This window comes from Chryseobacterium camelliae, assembly GCF_030818575.1.
Lineage (GTDB): Bacteria > Bacteroidota > Bacteroidia > Flavobacteriales > Weeksellaceae > Chryseobacterium > Chryseobacterium camelliae_A.
Map to the genome: position 1 here is coordinate 939,765 of NZ_JAUTAL010000001.1, position 25,172 is coordinate 964,936.

At 41.6% G+C, this 25,172-nt stretch carries 22 protein-coding genes; 15 read left to right on the forward strand and 7 right to left on the reverse strand.

Going from position 1 to position 25,172, the window contains the following annotated elements:
* Positions 1–80: 80 nt before the first annotated feature.
* The 4 genes from QE404_RS04280 to QE404_RS04295 all read left to right on the forward strand — a co-directional run bounded on the left by QE404_RS04280 (position 81) and on the right by QE404_RS04295 (position 3,229).
* Positions 81–1,205, forward strand: a complete 1,125-nt coding sequence (locus QE404_RS04280; RefSeq protein ID WP_307446950.1) for a DegT/DnrJ/EryC1/StrS family aminotransferase — start codon at positions 81–83, stop codon at positions 1,203–1,205.
* Positions 1,206–1,604: a hypothetical protein gene (locus QE404_RS04285; protein ID WP_307446952.1), complete on the forward strand. Its 399-nt coding sequence runs from the start codon at positions 1,206–1,208 to the stop codon at positions 1,602–1,604.
* A 40-nt stretch (positions 1,605–1,644) separates the two neighbouring features.
* Positions 1,645–2,664, forward strand: a complete 1,020-nt coding sequence (galE, locus tag QE404_RS04290; RefSeq protein WP_307446954.1) for a UDP-glucose 4-epimerase GalE — start codon at positions 1,645–1,647, stop codon at positions 2,662–2,664.
* 103 nt (positions 2,665–2,767) lie between these two features.
* Positions 2,768–3,229, forward strand: a complete 462-nt coding sequence (locus QE404_RS04295; RefSeq protein ID WP_307446957.1) for an adenylyltransferase/cytidyltransferase family protein — start codon at positions 2,768–2,770, stop codon at positions 3,227–3,229.
* 45 nt (positions 3,230–3,274) lie between these two features.
* Here the strand turns inward: QE404_RS04295 and QE404_RS04300 are convergent, their stop codons facing one another.
* The 5 genes from QE404_RS04300 to pnuC form a co-directional block, all read right to left on the reverse strand.
* Positions 3,275–5,788 (reverse strand): TonB-dependent receptor domain-containing protein, encoded by a 2,514-nt coding sequence (locus tag QE404_RS04300; RefSeq protein ID WP_307446959.1) that lies wholly within the window; start codon positions 5,786–5,788, stop codon positions 3,275–3,277.
* Between the two features lie 168 nt (positions 5,789–5,956).
* Positions 5,957–6,982 carry an endolytic transglycosylase MltG gene (mltG, locus tag QE404_RS04305; RefSeq protein ID WP_307446962.1) on the reverse strand — a complete coding sequence of 342 codons (1,026 nt, stop codon included), beginning with the start codon at positions 6,980–6,982 and terminating at the stop codon, positions 5,957–5,959.
* A 25-nt stretch (positions 6,983–7,007) separates the two neighbouring features.
* Positions 7,008–7,775, reverse strand: a complete 768-nt coding sequence (dapF, locus tag QE404_RS04310) for a diaminopimelate epimerase (protein WP_307446965.1) — start codon at positions 7,773–7,775, stop codon at positions 7,008–7,010.
* A gap of 91 nt (positions 7,776–7,866) precedes the next feature.
* A complete protein-coding gene (locus QE404_RS04315) occupies positions 7,867–8,481 on the reverse strand; it encodes a hypothetical protein (RefSeq protein ID WP_307453722.1) in 615 nt (204 codons plus the stop codon).
* Positions 8,478–9,155 carry a nicotinamide riboside transporter PnuC gene (pnuC, locus tag QE404_RS04320; RefSeq protein ID WP_307446974.1) on the reverse strand — a complete coding sequence of 226 codons (678 nt, stop codon included), beginning with the start codon at positions 9,153–9,155 and terminating at the stop codon, positions 8,478–8,480. Before pnuC ends, QE404_RS04315 begins: the two co-directional genes overlap by 4 nt.
* A gap of 163 nt (positions 9,156–9,318) precedes the next feature.
* Between pnuC and QE404_RS04325 the strand changes: the two genes are divergently transcribed.
* The 5 genes from QE404_RS04325 (at position 9,319) to QE404_RS04345 (ending at position 15,720) form a co-directional block, all read left to right on the forward strand.
* Positions 9,319–10,839, forward strand: a complete 1,521-nt coding sequence (locus tag QE404_RS04325) for an APC family permease (RefSeq protein WP_307446977.1) — start codon at positions 9,319–9,321, stop codon at positions 10,837–10,839.
* A 55-nt stretch (positions 10,840–10,894) separates the two neighbouring features.
* Entirely contained in the window at positions 10,895–11,908 is a 1,014-nt protein-coding gene (locus QE404_RS04330) for a WD40/YVTN/BNR-like repeat-containing protein (RefSeq protein WP_307446980.1), read from the forward strand.
* Between the two features lie 77 nt (positions 11,909–11,985).
* Positions 11,986–12,897: a sialate O-acetylesterase gene (locus QE404_RS04335; RefSeq protein ID WP_307446983.1), complete on the forward strand. Its 912-nt coding sequence runs from the start codon at positions 11,986–11,988 to the stop codon at positions 12,895–12,897.
* Between the two features lie 220 nt (positions 12,898–13,117).
* Complete coding sequence (gene hemN, locus QE404_RS04340) at positions 13,118–14,476, forward strand: oxygen-independent coproporphyrinogen III oxidase (protein WP_307446985.1); 1,359 nt, start codon at positions 13,118–13,120, stop codon at positions 14,474–14,476.
* Between the two features lie 5 nt (positions 14,477–14,481).
* Positions 14,482–15,720: a hypothetical protein gene (locus QE404_RS04345; RefSeq protein ID WP_307446988.1), complete on the forward strand. Its 1,239-nt coding sequence runs from the start codon at positions 14,482–14,484 to the stop codon at positions 15,718–15,720.
* Between the two features lie 2 nt (positions 15,721–15,722).
* On the opposite strand, the gene QE404_RS04350 is transcribed toward QE404_RS04345, so the two are convergent.
* Positions 15,723–17,093, reverse strand: a complete 1,371-nt coding sequence (locus QE404_RS04350; protein WP_307446990.1) for a PQQ-dependent sugar dehydrogenase — start codon at positions 17,091–17,093, stop codon at positions 15,723–15,725.
* 218 nt (positions 17,094–17,311) lie between these two features.
* On the opposite strand from QE404_RS04350, the gene secD reads away from it, so the two are divergent.
* The 5 genes from secD to QE404_RS04375 all read left to right on the forward strand — a co-directional run bounded on the left by secD (position 17,312) and on the right by QE404_RS04375 (position 23,510).
* On the forward strand, positions 17,312–20,221 hold the full coding sequence (gene secD, locus QE404_RS04355; protein ID WP_307446994.1) for a protein translocase subunit SecD: 2,910 nt from the start codon (positions 17,312–17,314) through the stop codon (positions 20,219–20,221).
* Between the two features lie 163 nt (positions 20,222–20,384).
* A complete protein-coding gene (locus tag QE404_RS04360; protein ID WP_307453347.1) occupies positions 20,385–21,665 on the forward strand; it encodes a TCR/Tet family MFS transporter in 1,281 nt (426 codons plus the stop codon).
* Between the two features lie 124 nt (positions 21,666–21,789).
* Entirely contained in the window at positions 21,790–22,125 is a 336-nt protein-coding gene (locus QE404_RS04365; RefSeq protein WP_307446996.1) for a Sec-independent protein translocase subunit TatA/TatB, read from the forward strand.
* Between the two features lie 3 nt (positions 22,126–22,128).
* The gene (locus tag QE404_RS04370) at positions 22,129–22,695 is read left to right on the forward strand and encodes a phosphatase PAP2 family protein (protein ID WP_307446998.1); all 567 of its coding nucleotides are present in this window, start codon (positions 22,129–22,131) and stop codon (positions 22,693–22,695) included.
* Positions 22,692–23,510, forward strand: coding sequence for a tetratricopeptide repeat protein (locus tag QE404_RS04375; RefSeq protein WP_307447001.1), 819 nt, complete (start codon positions 22,692–22,694; stop codon positions 23,508–23,510). The genes QE404_RS04370 and QE404_RS04375 overlap by 4 nt, the downstream gene beginning before the upstream one ends.
* 122 nt (positions 23,511–23,632) lie before the next feature.
* Here QE404_RS04375 and QE404_RS04380 read toward each other — a convergent pair whose 3' ends face one another.
* Complete coding sequence (locus QE404_RS04380) at positions 23,633–24,106, reverse strand: 23S rRNA (pseudouridine(1915)-N(3))-methyltransferase RlmH (RefSeq protein WP_307447004.1); 474 nt, start codon at positions 24,104–24,106, stop codon at positions 23,633–23,635.
* 31 nt (positions 24,107–24,137) lie between these two features.
* On the opposite strand from QE404_RS04380, the gene QE404_RS04385 reads away from it, so the two are divergent.
* Positions 24,138–25,085 (forward strand): YihY/virulence factor BrkB family protein, encoded by a 948-nt coding sequence (locus QE404_RS04385; protein WP_307447007.1) that lies wholly within the window; start codon positions 24,138–24,140, stop codon positions 25,083–25,085.
* Positions 25,086–25,172: the final 87 nt, after the last annotated feature.

The following is a 25,172-nucleotide window of genomic DNA, read 5'->3' on the forward strand; positions in this document are numbered from 1 at the left end:
CTTTTGGATAAAGATAAAACAAAATCAATAAAATTTTTGACACGATTTTAATTTCCTTATTTTTACACAAATATTATTTTATGAAAAAGATTCAGATGGTCGACTTACAGAGTCAGTATTACAAAATAAAAAATGATGTAGATAATGCGGTTTTAAATGTAATGGATTCAGCGGCTTTCATCAATGGCCCTGAGGTAAAGTCTTTCCAGAATGAATTGGAATCTTATCTTGATGTAAAACACGTTATTCCCTGCGGTAATGGGACAGATGCCCTTCAGATTGCCCTTATGGCACTGGATCTGAAAGAAGGGGACGAGGTGATCACAGCCGATTTTACGTTTGCCGCTACCGTTGAAGTTATTCACCTGCTAAAGCTTAAGTCGGTACTGGTAGATGTGGATTATGATACTTTTACCATTTCAACGGAACAGATCAGAAAAGCCATTACCCCAAAAACAAAAGCCATTATTCCTGTACACCTTTTCGGACAATGTGCCGATATGGAAGAAATAATGAAGATTGCCAAGGAACATAACCTTTATGTTATTGAAGACAACGCACAGGCAATTGGTGCAGAATATACTTTAGCAGACGGCTCTGTGAAGAAATCCGGAACAATAGGTACCTTAGGTACGACATCTTTCTTCCCGTCTAAAAACCTGGGCTGTTACGGGGACGGAGGAGCTATATTTACCAATGATGATGAATTGGCACACCGTTTACGCGGAATTGTAAACCATGGGATGTATGAACGTTATTACCATGATGAAGTGGGGGTAAACTCACGTCTGGATAGTATTCAGGCAGCTATTCTGAGAAAAAAGCTTCCTCACCTGGATACTTATAATGAAGCCAGAAGAAAGGCCGCAGAATATTATGACGAAGCATTTGCAGGTCATGAACATATCCTCACTCCCAAAAGAGCGGAAAATTCCAGCCATGTTTTCCACCAGTATACCTTAAGGGTCCTTAACGGGCAGCGCAATGAACTGCAGAAATTCCTTGCTGAAAAAGATATCCCGGCCATGATCTACTATCCGGTAGCTTTGAGAAAGCAGAAGGCTTACTTCCAGGATAGTAATGATGTTGATTTTAAGAATACAGACCAGCTCCTGGATCAGGTAATTTCCCTTCCGATGCATACGGAACTGGACGACGAACAGCTGAAGTTTATTACAGATGCTGTGCTGGAATTCATGAAATAAATGAGAAAGAAGCTTTTTTCTAATAAATGGGTGTATGTGGTCAGTTTAATGCTGACGACATTCACCTTTTTTATTTATCTGACAGTATTATTTGCAAGAATATTAAATACACCTAATGAGGGGATTGCTTGGCTGGCTTTTGCTTCAATGGCCGTGTTGAGCGGTTTACAAATTTACTTTCTGATTATGAAGGATCGGAAAGCCATTTTACTCACCAATATCCATCTTGGAGCTTTACTTTGCTTGTTCATTTACGAATCAGTTCATAATTTTATTGATTTAATGCGTATGAAAATATACAATAATGATACAAATGGCATACTTTTCGGAATTGTTTTGCTGGTATTATCATTATATATTCTTAATAGATTCAAAGTGTCAGAGATAAGATATCAATGAAATAGGAAAAAAACACGAATAGTAAAAATATATTATACTAATGGCAATACTTGTAACAGGAGGTTTGGGATACATCGGCTCCCACACGGTAGTGGAACTTCTACATAACGGTTTTGAAGTCGTTATAGTGGACGATTTATCCAATTCTGAAAAATTTATATTACATAATATCGAGGAGATTACGGGAAAGAGGCCTGTATTTTATCCTTTTGACCTGAAAAGAAAGGAACTTCTTGCACAGGTTTTTGACGCACACAAGATAGATGGATGCATCAATTTTGCTGCATTTAAGGCTGTGGGTGAAAGCCAGGAAAAACCGGTAGACTATTATGAGAACAATTTATTTTCGCTCATCAATATTTTACAGGAATTTAAAAGCAGAAATATCTCCAACTTCATTTTCAGTTCATCATGTACGGTTTATGGTCAGGCAGATGTGATGCCGATAGATGAAAACACACCCCTGAAACTACCGGAAAGTGTTTACGGAAAAACAAAGCAGATGGGAGAGGAGATACTGGCGGATTTTGCTAAAGCTTACCGGAGAAAAATCTCTTTATTGCGATATTTTAACCCCATTGGCGCACACCCTTCAGCTTTATTAGGCGAACTTCCTGTAGGTATACCGAATAATCTGGTTCCTTACGTGACTCAGACGGCTGCAGGAATCAGAGAGAAGCTGAGCATCTGGGGAAATGATTATGATACGCATGACGGTACGGCTGTTCGTGATTATATTTATGTTGTAGATCTTGCCAAAGCCCATGTGGCTGCCCTTAAAAAATTAATGGGACATCCTGAAGGGGAAACTATCATTGATATCTACAATCTTGGAACGGGTAAAGGATCATCTGTACTGGAAGTTGTAGAAGCTTTTGAAGCGGCCAATAATGTTAAAGTGCCTTATCAGATCTGTAACAGGAGAGAGGGAGACATTGTGGTAGCCTATGCCAATGCAGATAAAGCGGCACAGGAATTGGGATGGAAGTCGGAAACTACCCTTGAGGAAGCTCTGAGGACAGTATGGGAATGGCAGAAGTACCTGGCTTCAAGAAACTAACGGAAGAAAACACAGATGAATAAAAATAGATTACACACTACACTAATATTTTAACCGCCGGAGTTCAGTGATCAGCAGCTAACCGGCACAAATTAACAAAATTATGAAAACACATAAAATAGGTATTACGTTCTCCTCATTTGATTTGCTGCATGCAGGGCACATTAAAATGCTTGAAGAAGCCAAAACCGTTTGTGATTACCTTATTGTAGGTTTACAGATCGATCCTTCCCACGACCGTCCCAACAAAAATAAGCCTACGCAGACCATTGTAGAAAGATACATTCAGCTGAAAGCTGTCAACGCTGTGGACGAAATCATCCCTTATTATACTGAAGAAGATCTTCTGGATATCCTGAAATCGTTTGTGATTGATGTAAGGATTATTGGGGACGATTATATGGACAGGGATTTTACAGGTAAGAAATACTGCGAAGAAAAAGGAATCGAGATCTATTACAATAAAAGAGACCACCGGTTTTCATCCAGCGACCTGAGAAGAAGAATCTTTGAAGCTGAAAAGAATAAAGTCAGCGAGAAAGAAGTAGCAGAAACTGCTAAATAAAAAAATATCCCGAAGTAAGTTTCGGGATATTTTTTTGAGTTTTTATTACATTGGTGCCTGTTGGTCGTCACCCGCTGCATTGGAGTTGATATCTTTTTTCCGTTTTGGCTGGTCAATTTTTTCACCCTGCTTAAACCTGTAGGTAAAAGAGAGGGCAAATTGTCTTGGCTGCCATTGCATATAAGAATCTCTGGTAAAATCTGCAGAGTAGGTGGTAGATCTCATCGCCCGGGTATTGAAAATATCCTGGATGTTAAAGCTGATCGTTCCGTTACCGTCAAGTACTGTTTTTGAGGCTCCGAAATTGATGGCATACATATCTTTTCTGTCCTGGCTTTGCGTCTTCTGTCCTCCTCTGTAGAAGCCCTGAAGCTGGAAGTTGAAAGTTTTGTCTATTTTAAATGTTGATGTAAGCCTTGCTCTGGTAGAGAACCCGCTACCTTCAAAAGACATTGGTTTATCCATTACTGTTGCATCATAATAGGAGCCTGTCGTTTTATACCCGAATAAATCCAGGTTACCCATTAGCCTGAGCCATTTGGTGGCATCCCAGTTGAAATTGAAATCGAGGCCATAACGGTCATCAGTTCCAAGGTTGACAGGTTTGGTATGGAAAACAGGCAGATCGTTTTCATTCGTTCTGTATACCAGCATTTTCACATCATCAGTAGAATGTCTGTAATATAGGGTAGGATTAATGGTGAAACTTTTCTTTGAAATGCTGTATCCGAACTCATAAGAATCCACATAAGAAGGGTTCAGATCAATATTTCCGTCAAAGATATTTTGGTTATCGCTATAGCTCGGATTAGGAATCAGGAAGAATGAGCGCGGACGGTCAATTCTCCTTGAATAATTAACCAGGAACTGATTGTCCTTTGCAATGTCATAGCTTAAGAAAACACTTGGGAACAGGTTGTTGTAATTTTTTGTCTGCGTCTTCCCTAGGCCGTTTAGGTTAAGGTAATCAATATCAATCTTGGAAATTTCGTCTCTTAAACCTAACTGATAGCCCAGCTTGCCTATCTTGCTCTTAAACTGCAGGTAAAAAGCATTAAACATTTCCTTATATATAGCATTATATGAGTAATTGCCTAAATACGTCTGGATGGGATTGGTCGCTGTACTTTCCAGTACCATATTGTTGTAGTCATTATTATTGACATCCAGTCTGTACCCTGCTTCAAGTTTGGATGCTTCCCCAATAGGTAATTCATAGTCAGCTTTTCCTACGATACTTTTGTTAACGGTTTTCTGGCTGATGTCATCCTGTAAGAGGAAAATGTTGTTGGATTGGTCATTGACATCCGTATCGTTATAAGACCTGTTTCTCTGAATGCTTAAGGATAAGGATATATTTTGTCCTTTATCATCAAATTTATGGTCCAGCCCAAAATCTCCCTGAAATGCAAGGTTATTGTTGCTTCCCGTATTCAGTCGCTGCCTGAAGGCATCCGGAGTGTTAAGGTATTGGTAAAGATAATTGATTCTGCCATCATTTTCGCTGTCAAAAGTTCTCACCGTTCCTGATGCGTTAACAGACGTACGGTCTGTAATATCAAATGTCAAACCCCCTGAAGCATTATAGTTGTTGCTTTTGCTCTTCGTTATAGACTCCTGATCTGTGTAGGTTTCGTCTGTAGCTGCTACGGCATTGTTGAACCAGTTGGTATTGCGGTTGGTATTTTTGGATTCTCTGTATCCGCCACCGCCATTCAGGAACCAGGTAAATTTACCTTTTCTCCAGCTGAGATTGGTGTTCATATTAGTTTGCGGAAGATAGCCCAGTGTTCCCGTAACGCTTCCGTTGAAGCCCATTTTCTTGTTTTTCTTCAGGATAATGTTCAGGATACCGGCAGTTCCGCTGGCTTCAAATTTAGAGGAAGGATTGGTAATGACTTCGATCCTTTCAATCTGGTCTGCCGGGATACTTTGCAGCGCATTGGCTCCGTCATCGATACCAAGCAGGGCAGAAGGCTTACCATTAATCAGGAATTTCACATTGGAGCTTCCTCTCATGGATACCGTACCATCTGTATCTACAGAAACTGAAGGTACATTGGAAAGTACATCCTGAAGGTTTCCTCCTCTGCTTACAATATCCTGCGACGGATCATATGTCCTTTTATCAAGCTCAACTTTATAAGGCTTTGTGGAAGGTGCGGTAATAACCACAGCCTGAATATCCTGTGTCTTAAGATTAGTGGCACTGGCTTCAGGTTCAATAGAAAAAGCTCCGATATTTCCTGCGGCAGCAATCTGTTTGTTGACCACAGCTTTTTTATAATCAATAGCTTCTATGCTGATATCATAATTTCCAGGTGTAAGCTCCAGCGTATATTGCCCCTTCTCATCAGTGAGCGTAGCATCGCTTAATAATTTATTGGCCTTGTTACTGAAGGTAACAGAAGCGTAAGGTACAGGCTGGTTATTTTTATTGACCACCGTCCCGGAAATACCTACTTTCTCCTGTGCAAAGGCCAGCGCTGCTGCCGAAAGTACAAAAGTTAGCCCTAAGGTTTTCTTTGTAAAAATGTTAATGATTTCCGTCTGATTCATAAGGTATTGTTTGTGTAAAATCGTGAAAGGTTCCCTCTTAATCCTGTGAAATTAATAATATGCTATTTTTCAAAAGATTAAGATGATTTTATTATTCTAAAGAAATATGTCGCTTTAAAACTTCAAATGTTAATTGCTGAATTGTTAAAATAAAGTTAAATTAAATTCTTATTTGATATTTTTAGAATTCAGCCAGTCCTGATATGCTTTGGCATTGATGGCATGCTCTTCAGCGTTGTCTGTGAATTTATGGTATCCCAGCCTCGCAGGATCGGCACACATGAATATATAGTTATTGTTTTCAGCATTTAAAATAGCATCTACAGAATTTTTATCCACGATGCAGATGGGCCCCGGAGGAATACCTTTATTTGCATAGGTATTATATGGCGACGGGGTAGAAAGATATTTAAAAAATACCCTTTTAATAGGTTGCTTAAAATTCGTCTCCTTATTAACAGCATAGATGACAGTAGGATCTGACTGAAGTTTCATCCCTTTCCTGTACCGGTTGAGGTACAAGCCTGCAATTCTTTTCATTTCATCAGGTTTCCCCCCGGATTCTTTATAGACGATGGAGGCCAGAGCGTAAATCTGATCCCTGTTAAGGCCGGATTGTTTTTCTTTAGCTTTTCTTTCACTGTTCCAGAATTCATCATACTGGTTTTCGAATTTCTTGAAGAATTCTTCAGGAGTAACGGTCCAGAAGAAATTATAGGTATCTATAAAAAAATATTTTTTAAGGTCCTCAGCATTGTTATATCCTTTCTTTATGGCAATTCCGTTCAGGCCATTCACAAACTGCAGAGAATCCTGTTCGGTTTTTTTGGTTACTTTCCCCAGCATCTGGTACACATCGCCGAAATCCCCGATCCTGAAGCTGTTCTCAGACTGGTTACCGGCCTTGATCATATTGACCAGCGCCGAGTTTCCCATACCTTTCTGAAAATGGTAACGTCCCGGCTTGAAATACTTTTCAAGATCTTTTTCGCGCGCCACCGCTTCAAAAGATGCTCTGTTATCTACATATCGTGCTGCAGAATCCAGGATTTTGCTAAAATCTGCTTTATGCGAAATCAGTACATATCCGTCTTTAGCAATATTGTTCCTGTAGTATTTCGAATAAAATCTGAATCCGAAAAACCCACCTGCAACAAAGATAATCAGGATGATAACGAGAAGAGCTTTTTTCATAAACGATGAGTAAACGTATCTATAATTAAATAAGATTGATTTTTCCTTTAAAAACCTGTTTTGCAGGACCTTCAAGCCATATATTCCGGAAAGAGTTCCCATCTTTTTCGGCATGTACGGCAAGGTTACCTCCCAGAGTTTTTACTTTTACAGAGATTAGATTGTTTTTTTGCATAAAAGTTAAAGCAGCAGCCGTAACTCCGGTTCCGCAACTGTAAGTTTCATCTTCAACGCCACGTTCATAGGTCCTTACAAAAATTTCATCCTGTTCTGTTTTTTCCACAAAATTGACGTTGATGCCTTTTTCTCTGTAATTGTCAGAATTCCTGATGCCTTTTCCTTCTGCAAAGACGTTATAGTTGATGAGGTCTTCCACATACTTCACATAATGTGGTGAACCGGTATCCATTACCATATCTCCTCCGTCTGCGGAAATTACTTCCACGTCGCTCATTTTCAGTTTTACAATACCGTTATGGATTTCCGCTTCATGGGGTCCGTCTATGGCGACAAATTTACAATTGCCTTCAAACATATCCAGGAAGAATGCAAAAGCTACAGAACAGCGGGCACCGTTTCCACAAAAGCTTTTAGACCCGTCTGAATTATAATAATCCACTTCAAAATCATATCCTTCCGCAGTATTGATTTTGATGAGCCCGTCTGCACCAATGCCGAATCGACGGTCACAAAGTTTACGGATGTCCGAAATCTCAAGGCCATCCCATTCACCGGAACGGTTGTCTATCATAACGAAATCATTTCCTGTACCCTGGTATTTATAAAATTCCATAACTATTAATATAACAATGAAGCTGCAAAATTACTGCATTTAAAACAAAAACGAACAGGCTGAGCTGTCCGTTTTTGCTTATTTAGAATGATTATCTTCTGAATCCGCTTCCCTGATTGGAAGAGTTGTTCTGCGGTGCATCCCTGAAACCGCTTCCTGAATTGGTATTGGTATTTCCTGGATTTGAATTTCTGAATCCTCCGCTGTTGTCCTGTCGTGGAGCGGTCTGCTGAGGAGCCGTATTCCTGAATCCGCTATTCTGGTTGCTGGAAGTGCCTGAATTCTGGTTCCTGAATCCTCCGCTGTTGTTCCTGCGGTTATAATTCCCGTTGTTATAGTTTCTGTTATTATAATTTCCGTTGTTAAAACCGCTACCGTTATTGGTCGAACCTCTGAAGCCGTTGTTAGGTCTTTGGGATACCGTACCATTGCCCCTCCTTTCTACGTAGACTCTTCTTCTTTCATTCCCATTGTTGTAAAAATAATAAGGAATGCCGTTGTCATAATAGTAGTTGATGTCATTACGGTAATAATAACCGTCATTGCCCCAATATCCGCCGCCTCCGTAATAACCTTGGGGAGCGTAATAATATCCGTCGTTATAATAAGGATCTCCGTAAGAGTATCCGCTGTCTGAGTACATCGCGCAGGATGTTAAGCTAGCTATAGTGAGAATACTGAATGCTATTTTTAATACACTTTTCATAATATTACATCATTTTTTTCTTTAAAACTTTTTTTCCAGTTGACGTATCCTGAGACCGCCATTATAGTAAATACCAAATATTGAACCGAAGTGATTCCCAGACCTTTAAAAATCATCATAGGAATGCAGATCAGGTCTCCAATGATCCAGAATATCCAGTTTTCAATCTTTCTTTTAGCCATCAGCCACATACCTGCCAAAAAGACAGATGTGGTAAATACGTCCATCCAGTTGGCCCAGTCCAGATGATAAAGTCCCAAGCTGACCCCTTCCATAGAGAACTGATGGTCTATAAAAGGCTTGTAATAATATACTATGGTCACAAGGATCAGGCTGGCTGTAAATAGCAATCCTGCCATCAGCCATTCTTTTGCGGTGGCCCAGCTTACCTCTACATGAATATTATCCTGTGAGCTTTTTGCCCATAATATCCAGCCATAGATGCTCATGGCTGTGTAATATACATTGATCAGGCAGTCTCCGAAGAGCCCGAACTGGAAAAGGATATAAACATAGATAAGCGTGGAAACAATACCGGTGGGATACACCCAGATATTTTTTTTTATGGAAAAGTAGACACTCAGGATTCCGAAAAAGGTTCCGGCAATTTCCAGAAAGATCTGCCCTGTCTGGTAGCTTTCATAAGGTTTTACGAATAGATCGTATGCATTCATGTGTTCAAAAATAATGAAAAATCAGCAGACCAGGAAATGGTTTGAATATCGTGAAACACAGTGATTTAATTCTCGGAATTTAAAAATAATATTTATATTTTGTCAATAAACGTTAAGATTTCTAAAATTTTTATATTTTCGTAAATCTTTAAAAAAAATGAATATGTCTAAAATATGGACCAAAAAACCCATGAGCGCTTTCGAGAACGATATGAAAAGCAGTCAGCTCAAAAGGGTACTCGGTAAATGGAGTCTTACAGCGATCGGGATCGGAGCGATTATCGGAGGGGGAATTTTTGTACTGACAGGTACTGGTGCTTATTACCATGCTGGACCTGCATTGGCAGTTTCGTTCATCATTGCCGGCATTGCCTGTATTTTTGCAGCGCTTTGCTATTCTGAGTTTGCCTCTATATTGCCTGTGGAAGGATCTGCCTATGCGTATGCTTACGGAACGGTAGGGGAGATTTTTGCCTGGATTATCGGATGGGGGCTCATTCTGGAATACGCAATGGGATCCATGACGGTTGCCGTATCCTGGTCCGGATATTTCAATAAACTGCTGAAGATGTTCGGTCTTCACCTTCCGGAATATCTTACGTCAGATCCGGCAAGTTATACCGGCACAGGATTTTCCATGAACCTTCCGGCATTTGTTATTGTGCTTGTAGTGATCGGTCTTCTGATCAAAGGGACGAAAGAAGCTGCAAAAGCAAATAACCTGATCGTAATGATGAAAGTATCTGCTGTATTGTTCGTGATCATTGCTGGAGTATTCTTTATCAATACATCAAACTGGGATCCTTTTGTTCCTGCACAGAGAATGGTGATGGAAGGAGACCAGATGAAAGAAGCGTACGGCTTTCAGGGAATTGTTTCCGGAGCTGCTGCCATATTCTTTGCTTATATTGGTTTTGATGCGGTATCTACCCAGGCTGGTGAAGCCATCAATCCTAAAAAAGATGTGCCTTTTGCCATTATTGTTTCTCTTTTGGTGTGTACAGCACTTTACATCCTGGTTTCATTGGTTCTTACGGGGATGATGAATTACAGTGATTTCGATCCTCATGGCAAATATCCGGATGCTATAAAGGCACCGGTAGCTTATGCTTTTGAAATTGCAGGACAAGGCTGGGCTGGATATATTATTACGATTGCTGCAACGGTAGGTTTGATTTCTGTGTTAATGGTAATGATCATGGGGCAATCCAGGATTTTCCTTGGAATGTCCAAAGACGGTCTAATTCCTAAAATATTCAGCGATGTACATCCGGTAAGGAAAACACCGGCAAAAAGCCTTATGATGCTGGGAATTGTTATTGCTACCGTAGCGGCGTTCACACCGATCAGCAAGCTGGCCGATATGACGAGTTTCGGGACCCTTTTTGCATTCACAATGGTTTGTGTAGCGGTATGGATCCTAAGAAAGAAAGAGCCTCAGCTGCCAAGAAACTTTAAAGTTCCTGCATTGCCTGTAATCGCAACCTTGGGAATCTGCATCAATGTATATTTGATCTGGAATCTGAGCCACGAAGCAAAGCTTTTGTCAATGGCATGGCTGTTCCTGGGAGTGATTATCTATTTCACATACAGTTTGAGCAACAGCAAGCTTCATAAAGTAGGCTACGGAGAAACTTTTAAAGCAGAACAGGAACCATTGCAGAAAACAGATATAGATCTATAAAAAACATACTTTTAAATCCACGGCGGACGCTGTGGATTTTTTATTTTTGCCTTCTATGAAAAAGATTTTTCCTCTTCTGTGTTCGTTCTTAGGAATGGCTGTGTTTTCTCAACAGGTAACAAGCTTTGAAACCATTTTGAACGATAAGATAAGCATCCGTGCCTTAGAAATCTACGATCACAAAGTCTGGTACAGCGGGACCGACTCTAAGTTTGGGTTCGTAGATTTACAAGACCCGAAAGAACGGAAGCAGATCAGATTGTCTGATAAGAAGCTACAGTTCCGTACCCTGGGACAGGATAAGAACGCATTTTATACCATCAATATCGAAAACCCAGCTGAATTTTTTAAAATCAGTAAAAAAGACTGGAAACATGAAGTCGTATTCAGGGATACGGCAAAAACAGCATTTTACGATGCTTTACACTTTGTCAATCATCAGCTGGCTTTCACCCTGAGTGATTCCGATAAGGATAACCGCTTAAAATTAGCTGTTTTCAAAAACGGGAAATGGAAGATGTTCCAGAATAATCAAAAGCTAAATGAAGGTGAAGCCGCATTTGCCGCCAGTAATACCAATATATCCTCAACAAAAAATTATATATGGATTGCCACCGGGGGCAAATCTTCGAGGATTATCAGGATAAACCTGAAAAACGATCAGCCTGAAATATTCAGTACCCCTTTCATTCAGGGATCATCTTCCCAGGGAATTTATTCCATCGACTTTGCTGACGATGCATTCGGAGTTGCAGTTGGTGGTGATTATACCCAACAGGAGGCGAATATCAACAATATCGCAACAACGCATGATGGAGGAAGGACATGGCAGATCCAGGCATCAGGAAAGAATGCAGGGTATATGACCTGTGTGAGGATCAGGCCGGGTTCAAGAGGAAAGGAGATGATTGCTGTAGGTGACCGGCATATCAGCTACTCTTCAGATTACGGGAAGAGCTGGACCAAAATTTCTGATGAAAAGAATTTGTATGTCTGCGAATGGACCGGTAAAGATACAGTAGTGCTAGCCGGAAAAGATAGGATAGCATTATTGCAACTCAGGTTCTAAACCAGCCTCAGCATTCATTCTTCATCAATGCAATAGGTTTTCTCGCCCGGAATATTTAATTTTAAGTAAAAATACCTATGAGAAATAAAGCATTTTTTCTTTTACTGATATTTCCGGTGGTACTATACAGCCAGAAAATCAGGGTTTTTATTCTGGCCGGGCAATCCAATATGAATGGATTTGGCTATAATAAAGACCTTCCGGAAGATCTGAAGACCTTTAAAGATGTGTATATCTTTCAGGGCAGCTCCGTTCCGGATGGGGATTCCGGCGGAGGAAGAGGTAAGTGGGACGTACTTAGGCCTGGTAATGGCACAGGTTTCAAGACAGACGGTAAAACCAATACGCTTTCAGACCGGTTCGGGCCGGAGTTGTCTTTTGCTAAAAAGATGAAAGAACTTTTCCCGGGCGAAAAGATAGCCCTGATTAAATACGCCCGTGAAGGCACGTCCATAGACAGTCTTGCGGCGGCTGGTTTCGGATGCTGGGATGCTGATTTTGAAGGTAAAAACGGACTCAATCAGTATGACCATTTTATAAAAACATTAAAAAATGCACTGTCCGAAACGGATATTGATAAAGACGGGAAGAAAGATGAAATAATTCCTTCCGGCATAGTTTGGATGCAGGGCGAAGGCGATGCCAGTTATACCGAAGAAATCGCAGGCCGCTATTACATGCACCTTAAAACGCTGATGAACCAGATGAGGGCTGCTTTACTGACCGATGATCTGCCCGTAGTCATTGGAAAAATTTCAGATTCAGGAAAAAACGAAGCCGGAAAAGTATGGCCGATGGGTGAGCTGGTACAGTATGCACAGGAAAAATTTGCATCCACAGACAGGCATGCTGCCATTGTCCGTACCACCAAAAAATACAACTATGGTAATGATCCATGGCATTATGACAGTGCCGGATATATTGATCTCGGGAAAAACTTTGCCGAAGAGCTTCACAGGCTTTTGATCAGTTTTGAGCAACGCCCTTAGCCGCCGAGTGGTAGAACTTTAATTCCAAAACCCTTTCAGGATAAGACTTCTGAAAGGGTTTTGTATTATTGAGATATCCTTAATCATAACAGCAAATCATGATATTTTACTTTTTCAATGAAGTCTCCGGCATTTCACCATTTAAAATTCATCAGTAATGGTTAATTTTGCAGAATAGAATTCCGTATGCGTTTAAACGGGATTTAAATTTTAACTTACAATGAATTCTTTAATAGATAAATATAATATTCCCGGGCCCCGTTATACTTCTTATCCTACGGTTCCGTATTGGGATGAAAGCAGTTTCTCGCCTCAGCAATGGGAAGAAACGGTGATCAGGTCATTCCGGGAAAGCAATGCGGAGGAAGGCATTTCCATCTATATCCACCTGCCTTTCTGCGAGGCTTTGTGTACGTTCTGTGCCTGTCACAAAAGAATCACCAAGCAGCACAGCGTGGAAATTCCTTATCTGGAAAGCGTGTTGAAAGAGTGGAAGCTTTACCTGAATCTTTTTAATGAGAAACCGAAGCTGAAAGAACTGCACCTGGGAGGAGGAACACCAACCTTCTTTTCCCCTAAGAATTTGAAAACATTGCTGGAGGGGATCTTTGCCGGCGTTGATATAGTAGACCATCCTGAATTTTCTTTTGAAGGACACCCCAACAATACCACAAGAGACCATCTTCAGACTTTATATGATCTGGGGTTCAGAAGAGTGAGCTTCGGGGTACAGGATTATGACCTTAAAGTTCAGAAGGCCATCAACAGGATACAGCCTTTTGAAAATGTAAAGCAGGTGACAGAATGGGCACGCGAAATAGGGTATACAGGCATCAGCCACGATCTTGTTTTTGGCTTGCCTCACCAGCACTGGGATGCGATGGAATACACCATCCGCAAAACAATGGAGCTTAAACCGGACCGGCTGGCATTTTATTCTTATGCACACGTTCCCTGGGTAAAAGGTGTGGGACAGAGAGGATTTGATGAAAACGATCTTCCTAGCGGAGAAGAGAAACGAAGGCTGTATGAAGATGGTAAACGTTTATTGCAGGAACTGGGATACATAGAGGTGGGAATGGACCATTTTGCCCTTGAGCATGACGATCTGTACCAGTCACTTATCCATAAAAACCTTCACCGGAACTTCATGGGGTATACTTCCAGCAAGACCCAGCTGATGGTAGGCCTTGGAATGTCAGCGATCTCAGACTCTTGGTATGCCTTTGCCCAGAATGTGAAAACCGTTGAAGAATACCAGGCTATGGTAGAACAGGGTAAGATCCCTGTTGTTAAAGGCCATATCCTGAATGAGGAAGACCTGGTCATAAGAAGGCATATCCTGAACCTGATGTGTCAGCTGGAGACTTCCTGGGACCTGCAGAATGCTTTCCCTGAGCTGAGCAATGCACTGGACATGCTTAAAGAGATGGAACGAGATGAACTGGTTGAACTCCATGACCATCAGATAAAAATTACTGAAAAAGGAAGGGCATTCACCAGAAACGTTGCCATGGTTTTTGACCTCAGGATGATGAGGAACAAGCCGGAGACGAGAATTTTCTCGATGACCATCTAGGTTATATGAGCAGGAAGGTCCTTATCCCGCTGCTGTACCTGTATGCCCTTGCATTCAGCGTATTGAAAACCCTACGCCTTCCAAATCAATGGGCGGTAGCACACTGGATGCTGGATTACCGGTTTGGATTTATTAAAAGAGGATTGGCCGGAGAAACTTTCGGATTGTTTTTTACAAAGAATGAATCCAGTATCGGAATTCTTTCAGCCGTGATTCTCGGGCTTTTATACCTCTGTATAGTTCTGATTGCCGTAAAAGAAACCTACAGGCAGAACTGCAGCATGTACAGTGTTGCGTTCTGCCTTATATTTTTCTTATCACAGTACATGGTTTTTTCAGCACACCTTATAGGATATTTGGACCATGTGGTTTTTCTGATGGCAGTTCTGATCCTTTATCTCATCGGGAAAAAACAGGTTTTTCTACCGTCGCTTCTGGCTTCAGTAAGCATCCTGGTTCATGAGATCTCTTTTTTTATCATGTTTCCGATAAGCGTTCTCGCGCTGTTGATACCTTTTCTTTCGGGTGAAAAGCTATCCTTTCTGCATTTGCGGAACAGCGGAGCTATAAAAAGGATTGTGCTGTTTTCTGTTTTGCCTGTTTTAACGCTTATTTCAGTATATGCGTTTCAGGAATCCAACGAACGAAACCTCTATCCGCTGATCCACCAGTACCTGATCCACACAGGATTTATTACACCAAAATATGCCGATTCCGTGGCCTCTGCCTACACCAAGAGCTTCAGTTATTATTTTGCTGATGAAAGCAAACATTTTTTTCAGCGTATATTCGTTTCCCGGTGCAGCGTCTGGTACGGACTGCCGATCCTTTTTATGATGCTGATGTTGTTTAAGATCATGAAAAAAGATTACATCTCAATTTTCATTTTCATTTTGGCTGTTTCCGTTGTCCCGCTGCTGCTGCATGCCATTGCTTGGGATACCTTCAGGATATGGGCGTTTCCGTTTATGGTCCTGTTCCTGGGGTTTTATATCACAGGTTCCCAACTCAGGACACAGCCGGCAGACAAGAGGAGATTGACTATTGCCGAAACTGTTTTTTTTACGGTTGCGTTTTTGCTGATCACGCTGATTCCGAATTTCCTGTTCGATGGTCAAAGCGAACGTTTTTCCCTTCCTGTGAGGCTGATCATTGACCTGCCTATGCTGGCAGCGGTATTCTATCTGAATAAACAGGTCCCGGCCGTTTACAGCCGGGACGTGCATGAAAGTATTAAAAAATAAAGCTATTTGATGATGATCTTCTGGCTGTATGATCTGAGGTCCCCGGATTTGATATTGATGAAGTAAGTTCCTGCCGGGATGCCGGTGATATTAACACTATAGTCACTTTCGACCTTTGCAGAATCCAGCACCTTTCTTCCTTCGGTTGTTTTAATATCTGCGGTCATATCGGTTCCGTAAAAACCGTCAATAAATATTTTTTCGGAGGCCGGAATAGGGTATAGCCTTACCGGTGTTGCAAACCCCTCATTTTCCTGGGTTGCCAATGTTCCGGTGGTAATCCTGTAGATTTTTCCGTTGTTTACCGCTGCCACAAAAAGTTCATTCTGATTGTTGATCCCGAACGTTGAAAAATTATTTCCGCTGAAAGCCGGTGTCCAGGTAATGGTATTATCAGCATTCAGCATGCCGATCTGAGTAGAACAGTAATCGGCAAAGATATATTTTCCGCTCAGGGCAGGGTAAGCAGATCCGCGGTATACATATCCTCCGGTAATAGAGCATCTGTTTCCGGAATGATCATACACCGCCACCGGGAAAGTCATGGTGGATGCAGCCGCACAACCGGAAGTATTATAAGCATTGTTTCCTTCATAACACCTCCAGCCGTAGTTTATGCCTGCCTGAGTTACCGGAACCCTGTTGATCTCTTCAATCTGGCCCTGTCCTACGTCCGCAATCAGGGCATTACCGGTTACCGGGTCAAAAGAAAATTTCCAGGCATTCCTGAGCCCGTAAGCCCAGACTTCATCGGCACCGTCCACGCCTACAAAAGGATTATTTGAGGGTATGTTATAAGGCGCGGTATTGGTATTGACATCGATCCTGAGCATTTTCCCCAGCAAAGAATTCTTGTTCTGGGCATTGTTGTTAGGATCTCCACCATTGCCCCCGTCGCCGGTAACGATCCACAAATAGCCGTCAGAACCGAAATGGATGCTGCCTCCGTTATGGTTATCGAATGGCTTTGGAATGTTGAGCAGTATTTTTTCCGTTGAAGGATCAGCAACATTGGGGTCAGAAGCGCTTACCGTAAACCTGGATACGGTAAGGTTGCCGGAAGTATCGTTATAATACACGAAAAAATATCCGTTTGTAGAATACTGCGGATGAAATGCCAGTCCCAAAAGCCCTCTCTCGCCCCCATAAGTGACCTTCGAGCTGATGTTAAGGAAATTAGCGGCATTAATTGCTCCGCTGGGCTGTATGATTTTAATAATTCCATTCTGCTGTACCACGAAAAGGCGGCTGTCGTTAGCGTGGGCGATCTCCACGGGACTGGTGAGCCCTGTCGCAAACTCCTGCAGATTGATGGTCTGCGCGTTAAAAATTAGAGAACAAAATACGCTCCCCGCAAAAAGTAGTTTTTTCATAATATTTTGATATTTAATGGTTTGAAAATAAGTATGAAAAATCCATACCAAGTGAAATTGAAAAATCGGTGAAAATACAGCGGAATATTTAATAAATATCTAATACAGGTGAAAAGGCCGATATATCTGGAAATAAACCATTTCTGCTGTTAAAAATTCATAAACTATCAAGAAAATCATTATATTTGCCGACTTAATTTAACGTAGTTTATAACAAAATGCAAGGAAAAGGACTTATTACAATTGTTGCTATTGTACTGGGGCTAATTTGCTTAAATGAGCTGTTACCCACCTGGTACGCGAGCAAAATTGAAAGGCAGGCAGCTGCTGTCGCAGGAGACAATCCGGAAAAGTATCAGAAAGAGATTGCAAAGCTTTCTAAGGATACGCTAAACTTAGGGTTTACCCAACTGTATTACACCAAAGCGAAAGACAAGGAAATGAAACTGGGTCTTGACCTTAAAGGAGGGATCAACGTTCTTCTTGAAATCAATCAGAGAGACTTAGTGAATGATTTAACCAATTATTCTACCAATCCTGTACTGATCGAGGCTTTGAATAAGACAGATGAAGTGCAGAAAAATTCCACCAAATCGTATATCGACAACTTTTTCGAGCAGTTCGATGCGATCAACAAGGCAAAAGGGACCAACCTGAAACTGGCTGATCCTGAGCTTTTCGGAAATACGAATCTTTCCGAGATCAAGTACAACACCACCGATGATCAGGTAAAGAGCATCATCAAAAGAAGGATCGATCTTTCTGTAGGAACCGCTTTTGAGGTGATCAGAACAAGGATCGATAAGATGGGTGCTGTGCAGCCTAACGTTCAGAGAGTTCCGGGTACTGCCAGGATTTCTGTGGAAATGCCGGGGATGAAAGATATCGACAAAGTGAAGAAAATGCTTCAGACTTCCGCTAAACTTCAGTTCTGGGAAGTACAGCAAGTTCCTGAGGTGGCACCTTATTTCCAGACTCTGGGTACGATAGTTGCTGCCAAAGCGGATTCTATGGGGGTTGCAAAAAACACCAACTTCATGAACCTCTTGCATATCGATAAACTGAGAACCAATGGTGTAGCCAATGTGAAACTGTCTGATACTGCTGTTGTGAACAAGATTCTGAACAGCAAAGTAGCCCAGTCTTTACGTCCGGCCAATATTAAATATACACAATTCATGTGGGGATACAAACCTGAAGCTAACGATCCTGAAAGCCTGGTTTTGTATGCCATCAGAAGTAATATCAATCAGAAAGCCCCGGTAGACGGTGCAGTTGAAAGTGCCAACATCAGCTATGATGAGCTGGGAAGGGTAGTGGTAGACATGCAGATGGATTCCAAGGGAGCCAAAGAGTGGAAAACCCTTACCGAGAAAAACGTTGGCAAACCGGTTGCGGTAACTCTGGATAACAGAGTGTATACTGCTCCGAATGTAGTGAATGCCATCCCGAACGGTAGAACCCAGATCTCCGGTAACTTCTCACAGGAGGAAGCTAAGGAACTGGTAGACGTTCTGGGTGCCGGTAAACTTCCGGCAGGAGCGAAAGTTGTTCAGGCGACTCAGGTAGGTCCGTCACTCGGGCAGGAGTCGATTGATGCGGGGATGATGTCCTTTGCCATCGCTTTCTTAATCATTATTGCCTACATTATCTTCTATTATGGCGGTGCCGGAGTATATGCGGTTATTGCCATGATGATCAACTTGTTCTACATTTTCGGGATCATGGATTCCGTAGATGCTACCCTTACGCTTCCTGGTATTGCAGGTATCGTATTAACCATGGCTATGGCAGTAGATACGAACGTAATTATTTATGAAAGAACCAAAGAAGAACTTTTCGCAGGAAAAAGTATTCTCGAAGCTTATAAAGACGGTTTCAAACACGCTTTAAATGCTATTGTTGATGGTCACTTAACTACATTATTAACGGCCGGTGTTCTTTTCCTTTTCGGAACAGGACCTATTAAAGGATTTGCCCTTACACTGGGTATCGGTATCTTAATGACATTCTTTACGTCAGTATTGATTTCCAGAGTAATGATCTTCTCCAGGCTGGACAAAGGAAAACATCTTTCTGTTTGGACGGCTCCTACGAAAAATATGTTCAGAAATACCTGGATCGATTTTATCGGGAAAAGAAAATATGCCTACATCATTTCTGCGGTTTTAACCGTAGTAAGTATCGCTTCGATCGCTATACACGGATTTAAATACGGTATCGACTTCACAGGAGGAAGAAATTACGTGGTAAGATTCGATAAAGCTGTTAATGCGGAGGATATTGAAGGTAACCTGGTGAAGGTGTTCCAGACTGAAGACGGTAAAAACTCTTCTGTGGAAGCCAAGACTTTCGGAAACGATAAGCAGCTGAAAATCTCTACCGATTACCTGATCGGGGATGAATCTCTGAAAGCTGACCAGACTGTAGAGCAGAAATTGTTCACAGGCTTAAAGTCCAGCTTACCGGCTAATATGACTCTTGCTGATTTCAAATCTGCTGATAAAGACCATGCAGGTATCATTTCTTCCGAAAAAGTGGGACCTACAGTAGCGGACGATATTCAGAAACACGGTATCCTGGCAGTTGTTGCAGCATTAGCCGGAATCTTTATCTACATTCTTGTACGATTCAGAAAATGGCAGTTCTCCTTAGGTGCCGTAGCAGCATTGTTCCACGATGCGGTTATTATCCTGGGTGCTTATTCACTGCTTCATAAATTTATGCCGTTCAACATGGAAATCAACCAGGATTTCGTTGCGGCGATCCTTACGGTATTAGGATATTCCATCAACGATACGGTAATCATCTTTGACCGTATCCGTGAATACCTGAAAGAGAAAAAGTCACTGACGCTGGCAGGGCTGTTTGACGATTCCATTTCCAGTACACTGGGAAGAACCTTCAATACTTCATTTACAACGATCCTTGTTATCCTGGCCATCTTCATCTTTGGTGGAGACAACCTGAGAGGATTTATGTTTGCCATGCTGATCGGTATTGCGTTCGGTACCTATTCATCCATCTTCATCGCTTCGGCTATAGCCTACGATTTCCTTAAAACAGGAAAAGAAGATGAAGTACACGGTAAATCAACAACCAGTAAAGAAGTCCTTGCTTCAAAATAAGAACTACAATAAATAAGATAAGACAGACTGCCTGAAAAGGTGGTCTGTTTTTTTTGATTATAGATTATAGATTATAGATGATAGATTGGGTGATAAACCTCTATTTCAGTTCTCATTTGAATATCTGAAGTTTGCCAGATTGTAAAACTCTTAACTTCTACTCATAACTTATTTCTCATATCCCCAAAATCATTATTTTTGCACCATTATGGAAAACACAAAGAAAAAAGCGGCTATCGGCTTCATATTTATTACTTTACTGATTGATATTACCGGCTGGGGAATCATCATTCCTGTTGTTCCCAAACTGATTGAGGAACTGATCCACAGCGACATCAGCGAAGCTGCCAAGTATGGAGGCTGGCTTGGTTTCGCCTATGCATTCACCCAGTTCGTATTTTCACCGGTTGTAGGAAACCTGAGCGATAAATACGGGCGCAGGCCAATTATTCTGATATCCCTGTTCGGGTTTGCTGTAGACTATATATTCCTCGCACTGGCTCCCACCATCGGGTGGCTCTTCCTCGGAAGGGTGATTGCCGGGATTACCGGAGCAAGCGTTACGACTGCGAGTGCCTATATTGCTGATATTTCTACGGATGAAGACCGGGCTAAAAATTTCGGGCTTATTGGTGCTGCCTTTGGCCTTGGGTTCATTATCGGGCCTGTGATCGGCGGACTGCTTGGCCATTATGGTGCAAGGGTACCGTTTTATGCAGCAGCGGGATTATGCCTGCTCAACTTTCTGTATGGGTATTTCATCCTTCCTGAAAGTCTAGATAAGGACAAGAGAAGAGAATTCAGCTGGAAAAGGGCTAATCCTGTAGGTTCATTTAGATTCCTGGGTAAGCATCCTGAAATTTCGGGACTGATTGCCGCACTGATCCTGATCTATATTGCAGGACATGCCGTACAGAGCAACTGGAACTTTTTTGCCATGTATAAGTTCAACTGGACAGAGCGGATGGTGGGAATTTCACTCGGCGTAGTTGGCCTTCTGGTAGGGCTTGTACAGGGAGTGCTGATCCGGTGGACAACACCAAAACTAGGTGAACAGAAAAGCATCTATTACGGACTTATTCTCTATGCGATCGGGATGCTGCTGTTTGCATTTGCTTCACAGGGATGGATGATGTTTGTGTTTCTGATTCCATACTGTCTGGGTGGTATCTGTGGTCCGGCCCTTCAGTCTGTCATTACTAAAAGCGTTCCGTCCAATGAGCAGGGGGAATTGCAGGGGGCGCTGACCAGCCTGATGAGTGCTACCTCCATTATCGGTCCGCCACTGATGACGAATCTGTTCTACTATTTTACACACGAAGATGCACCATTTAAATTTTCGGGGGCACCGTTCTTTCTTGCGTTTATCCTGATGGCTGTAAGTGTGGTGATGACCTATTATGCTTTCAGGAAAACCAATGGAATTGAGAAGAAAATAGAATAAATTCAGTCTGCATGGTATGCATAGCTGTAGCATTGAATACGAACAGGATACCTACCGGTCTTAAAATTTCTTTAAAATTTAAGATTAAGTACATTATATGTATAATCTTTTGTAATTTTACTTCATGGAACTAAGTTTTGGAGAAATGGCACTAATTGCCATTGCAATCGTAGTCTTATTCGGGCCTGATAAGCTCCCGCAGATTGCGCGTGACCTTGGGGCAGGGGTAAGAAAAATGCGTGGTGCTGTGGAAGATATCAAAACCGAAATCATGAAGGAAACGGATAATCCTGTTTCCGAGATCAAGCGCGAAATCGAAAAGGTAAAAGACGCTGCGAAAGAGTATAATCCTATGCACGAGCTTCAGAAAAGTACGGTAAGTGATATACCGGTAACTGCTGAGCCGGAAAAGCCTAAACCTTCAGAAGATGAGACGCATGAAGGCCCCGTAAGCAGATAACCCATGGAAGAGATTATTCAGGAAGACAAAAAAGTCTTTTTATTTCTCAATAATCTGGGAAACTCGTCTTTTGACCAGTTTTGGATGATGATTTCCGGAACATGGGTCTGGGTTCCATTATACATTATATTCCTTTATTTCCTGTATAAAAATTACAAGCTGAGAGCTCTGGTTTTCATCCTTGTTTTTGTAGCGATCGGTACTGTGGTATCAGATCAGCTTGCCGGAGTTTTTAAATACGGTGTGGCCAGGCTAAGGCCCTGCCATGACCCTTCTCTGGAGCACCATATGAGAATTGTGAAATGCGGTGGGCAGTATGGTTTCTATTCCGCGCACGCCTCCAATACATTTTTTCTTGCGACCTATTTAAGTATTTTATTGAGAAAGAAACTTAAATGGTTTCCTTATGCTATATTTGTATGGGCAGCGGCAGTCGCTTACAGCCGAATTTATTTAGGTGTGCATTTCCCGATAGATATTTTGGTGGGGGCGTTTGTTGGAATTTTATTGGGAGGTGCTTTTGCTGCACTGGCCAAAAAAGTAATCCACAAACAAAAAATAACCGAATGAAAAAACATCTATTATCTTTAGCCTTCTTATGCATTTCTTGGTATGGCTTTGCACAGGATGCCAAGCAGGCAGAGGAATGTTTCAAAAAGGCAGATTATCAGTGTGCCGAACAGCAGTATACCCAATTGGCTGAAAAGGAACACATCCAGAAACTCCAGTCGGAATATTATAACAATCTCGGAACTGCGCAGAGAAGGCTCGGTAAAATTACCCAGGCCTTTAAATCCTATGAATATGCGTTGAAAGCAAATCCTATGTCTGCATCGGTATATGCCAATCTAGCGTCATTGAACAGCCAGAAAGGAAGTAAAGAGAAAGCGTTGCAATACATCAGCCAGGGACTGAAAGTAGATCCGGAAAATGCCGACATGTACCTTACCCGGTCAAAGATTTACGATAGCCAGGGAAAGAAAGATCTTGCGATGAAAGACCTCAACCAGGTGTTAAGTTTCGCGCCTGATAATATTTATGCCAGGACCGGACTGGCTAATCTCAAAAAAAACAATGGAGATCTTGAAGGCGCATTAAAAGATTATAACCAGCTGATTTCCGAAAAACCTGAATCTCTGCTTTACAACGGAAGAGCGGACATCTATCTTAAGATGAAAAAGTCTAAGGAAGCGCTTACGGATATTAATAAAGCTATTGCCATAGATCCTAAGTTTGCACAGTCTTATGTGACCAAAGCCATGATTCTGTTTGATACGGCTAAGCCTAAAGAAGCCTGCACAACACTTGATAAGGCTGTAAGCCTGGGCTATGAGAAAGCAGTCCTTGCAGACTATTATGCTAAATGCGCTGCGAAATCCAAGTAGGAGAATATAAACTGTTTCTAAGCTTTCAAAACATAAATAAAGGCTGCCTTACAATAGTGAGACAGCCTTTTTAATATCCTAGATACATTATACATTGTACACTGTACACTGTACACTGTACATCAATCATTATGATACGGTTTTCCTTGCAGGATCTGATCTGCCCTGTAGATTTGTTCCACAATAAACAGGCGGATCATCTGATGGGTAAAAGTCATTTTAGAGAGGGAAATCTTTTCATTGGCCCTGCTATAGATTTCTTCTGAAAATCCGTAAGCACCTCCGATCAGGATATGGATTTTTTTTATGGAAGAACCCATCCACGAATCTATCTTCTGCGCCCACTCCCTGCTTGTGTATTGTTTCCCCTTTTCATCCAGGAGAACGATCAGGTCATTTTTATCCGTATGGGAGAGGAAAAGCCGGGCTTCTTCCTTTTTGAGGAGTTCCGGGGACAGGTTGCGTGCATTTTTCACATCGGGGATTTCAATGATGTCGAAATTCCAGTGTTTCGGCAGCCGCTTAAGGTAATAACTGATGAGTGACGTAATCTCTTTATCGTCTGTTTTGCCGATGCAAAGTAAATTAATCTGCATTTCTTATATTTGCTAAGCGCAAATATACTTTATGGGTATAAAACTTCCTAAATTTATCTTGAAAATTCAAGACTTTTTCGACAGCATCCATATCCCTCTTCTGGGGATATCCCTTCTGGAAATGTTCAGGATTTACTTTACAGGGATATTCAAAGATAAAATAGGGCGTAAGGCAGCGGCTATTTCCTGGAGCTTTACCATAAGTCTTTTTCCCATGATCCTGTTCCTGTTATCGGTATTGCCTTATATGCCGCATTACGATAAGCTTCAGTTTTATATTTTTGAAGTCCTGCTGCATAACATTATTCCTACCAATATGGAAAGTGATGTCAAAGGGTATATCGAAGACAGCATTATTCCGAACATGAAAGGGCTCAGCAACTTTACAATCATCCTGGCCCTGGTATTTGCCACGAATGGAACCTTTTCCCTCATCAATGGATTCAATGAAAATTCGGAAGAGAAACTCCCAGATGTAAAAGAGTTCATCCTATCGTTTTTTATCACCATCGGCTTTATCACTATTGTGTTCCTTGCCATTTTCGGGATTTACTATTCTGAGGTGGTGCTGAAGCTGTTTACCCCATCCTATGACATTTCCTGGCTGGTAAAAAACCTCTCCAAAATCATCGGGTTTGTTTCTTTCCCTTTGTTTTATTTTATCCTTCTGGCGATGTTTTACTGGTTGGGAACGGTGAAGATTACCCGTTTCAGGCAGGCTGTCCCGGGGGCTATTTTAACGACAGTCTTATTTGTCCTTACTACCTACCTGTTTGCGCTGTATGTTAAAAATATTGCCCGTTACAACGTTTTGTACGGATCCATTGGAAGTATGATCCTGCTGATGATCTGGATCAACGTAAATGTTTATCTGCTGCTGTTCGGAAATGAGCTCAATCTGGCAATCAGAAAACTGAGAACGGAGAAGATCCTTTCTGACCAGCTTAAAAAGGAAAACAAAGACCACTCGGAAGCGTAAATAGTTTACGGATCCAGAACTGTCAGATACATAGTTCAGGCTTTCCGATAGATGCAGAATACGTTCCGGAAGAAATCCATCAACCGG

Bases quoted from the DNA above. Each gene is read 5' to 3' on its own strand.
- QE404_RS04280 (WP_307446950.1), top strand. From the start codon at position 81: ATGAAAAAGATTCAGATGGTCGACTTACAGAGTCAGTATTACAAAATA.
- QE404_RS04285 (WP_307446952.1), top strand. From the start codon at position 1,206: ATGAGAAAGAAGCTTTTTTCTAATAAATGGGTGTATGTGGTCAGTTTA.
- galE (WP_307446954.1), top strand. From the start codon at position 1,645: ATGGCAATACTTGTAACAGGAGGTTTGGGATACATCGGCTCCCACACG.
- QE404_RS04295 (WP_307446957.1), top strand. From the start codon at position 2,768: ATGAAAACACATAAAATAGGTATTACGTTCTCCTCATTTGATTTGCTG.
- QE404_RS04300 (WP_307446959.1), bottom strand. From the start codon at position 5,788: ATGAATCAGACGGAAATCATTAACATTTTTACAAAGAAAACCTTAGGG.
- mltG (WP_307446962.1), bottom strand. From the start codon at position 6,982: ATGAAAAAAGCTCTTCTCGTTATCATCCTGATTATCTTTGTTGCAGGT.
- dapF (WP_307446965.1), bottom strand. From the start codon at position 7,775: ATGGAATTTTATAAATACCAGGGTACAGGAAATGATTTCGTTATGATA.
- QE404_RS04315 (WP_307453722.1), bottom strand. From the start codon at position 8,481: ATGAAAAGTGTATTAAAAATAGCATTCAGTATTCTCACTATAGCTAGC.
- pnuC (WP_307446974.1), bottom strand. From the start codon at position 9,155: ATGAATGCATACGATCTATTCGTAAAACCTTATGAAAGCTACCAGACA.
- QE404_RS04325 (WP_307446977.1), top strand. From the start codon at position 9,319: ATGTCTAAAATATGGACCAAAAAACCCATGAGCGCTTTCGAGAACGAT.
- QE404_RS04330 (WP_307446980.1), top strand. From the start codon at position 10,895: ATGAAAAAGATTTTTCCTCTTCTGTGTTCGTTCTTAGGAATGGCTGTG.
- QE404_RS04335 (WP_307446983.1), top strand. From the start codon at position 11,986: ATGAGAAATAAAGCATTTTTTCTTTTACTGATATTTCCGGTGGTACTA.
- hemN (WP_307446985.1), top strand. From the start codon at position 13,118: ATGAATTCTTTAATAGATAAATATAATATTCCCGGGCCCCGTTATACT.
- QE404_RS04345 (WP_307446988.1), top strand. From the start codon at position 14,482: ATGAGCAGGAAGGTCCTTATCCCGCTGCTGTACCTGTATGCCCTTGCA.
- QE404_RS04350 (WP_307446990.1), bottom strand. From the start codon at position 17,093: ATGAAAAAACTACTTTTTGCGGGGAGCGTATTTTGTTCTCTAATTTTT.
- secD (WP_307446994.1), top strand. From the start codon at position 17,312: ATGCAAGGAAAAGGACTTATTACAATTGTTGCTATTGTACTGGGGCTA.
- QE404_RS04365 (WP_307446996.1), top strand. From the start codon at position 21,790: ATGGAACTAAGTTTTGGAGAAATGGCACTAATTGCCATTGCAATCGTA.
- QE404_RS04370 (WP_307446998.1), top strand. From the start codon at position 22,129: ATGGAAGAGATTATTCAGGAAGACAAAAAAGTCTTTTTATTTCTCAAT.
- QE404_RS04375 (WP_307447001.1), top strand. From the start codon at position 22,692: ATGAAAAAACATCTATTATCTTTAGCCTTCTTATGCATTTCTTGGTAT.
- QE404_RS04380 (WP_307447004.1), bottom strand. From the start codon at position 24,106: ATGCAGATTAATTTACTTTGCATCGGCAAAACAGACGATAAAGAGATT.
- QE404_RS04385 (WP_307447007.1), top strand. From the start codon at position 24,138: ATGGGTATAAAACTTCCTAAATTTATCTTGAAAATTCAAGACTTTTTC.